Source organism: Bacillus sp. AFS001701, assembly GCF_002559405.1.
Lineage (GTDB): Bacteria > Bacillota > Bacilli > Bacillales > Bacillaceae_G > Gottfriedia.
The window spans coordinates 1-1,314 of the sequence record NZ_NTZO01000748.1 but is presented as its reverse complement, the minus strand read 5'-3'; the positions used below and the strand labels follow the sequence as shown (position 1 = coordinate 1,314).

Sequence of the window (1,314 nt, the reverse complement as noted above, 5' to 3'; positions counted from 1 at the left end):
CTAATAAAATCGATATGAAAAAGATAACTGGTATAAATATAGGGAAATAATTATTTTTTACAAATGAATGAAGATTTTTATCCGTAATAGGTATACAAGCAACTACAAATAACACAAAACATAAAGACCACAACAAATTTTTCTTATACCGTTTTGATCTAATATTTAAAATATCAACACATATGAATAAAGTTAACGCAATTCTAATAAAGGAGGCTGACATAAATTGATAAACAGAGAAAAAGTCTACATGTTGAATAAATTGACCAATACTTAGTAGTCGCCATTGCTCGTAAACAGGGTAGCGCATATTTTCTGCTAATCGAGGTCCAAATAAAGAGATTGAATAAAATAATGGAAAAAGTGATGATAGTAATATTAAAAATCCTAATAAAAATAATTGCCAGAATTTAACTTGCCTTTTGATATGACGTTGGATTAGTAATAAAAACAAGAGTTCAATATATCCTCCAGCAATGAAAAAGCTCCCTTTAAAAATAGGACTCCAACCATTTTGTAACATTGGTTTCATCCAATTTAAGTGCATAAATTGGATATTTGCTCCATCAAGAAAAAGTTCAAACAATAGAACAAAAGGAAAAAGAAATACTGATATAACCGCAATGGAAGTTATGCCGGCATATGCACAATAAGTACAGATAATTAATAAACATCCTTCGATAACAAAGATTGGTGTTTTCGGTAAATAAATTATTGTAATCCAACTCGAGATGCTTTTTAAAGCAATGTATGAATTTATTAGTAGAAAAACTAATAATGGAATTACAATGATAAAATAGGCTAAATTTCCATATCGCTGTTTTATCAGTAAAGTGATGGATTTTTGTTCTGTTTTTATCATGATGTAATATAAAATGCAAAGCCAGATTAATAGGGCTGGAAAAGCAATAACTACAGATATCCACGAATCTCGACCTGCTTTGTCAAGTAATACTGGAATCAACATAAAATGATGCATAAGTATACTGGAAAATAGTACGAGGATTAATGCTGCACTAATGAAAATTTTTTCATTATTCATTTTTCGAGCAATACCTCCTTTTTCTACTATTCATTTATTTCATGAACATGTATATATTATCCATTGATACAACAACCTATACGTCAAAAAACTGCAGCTATTACCCAATAATAGAGGTAAAAGCTGCAGTTTATTTTATCAACTACTTTATTAATTTATTTAATTATAATTACTTTCGTGTGCTTCAAACAATTCATGTACATATTGAATGCCTAATCCAAATGCTCCGCCATGCTCACTTGTGTAGTAAACGTGTCCCTATTAAGAGTGAT

The 1,314-nt window shown here is 29.3% G+C and carries 1 protein-coding gene; it reads right to left on the bottom strand.

Annotated elements, in window-relative coordinates:
* The coding region (locus CN514_RS24975) for a GerAB/ArcD/ProY family transporter (RefSeq protein WP_098234852.1) at nt 1–1,042 on the bottom strand (1,042 nt) is incomplete at its 3' end.
* Nucleotides 1,043–1,314: the final 272 nt, after the last annotated feature.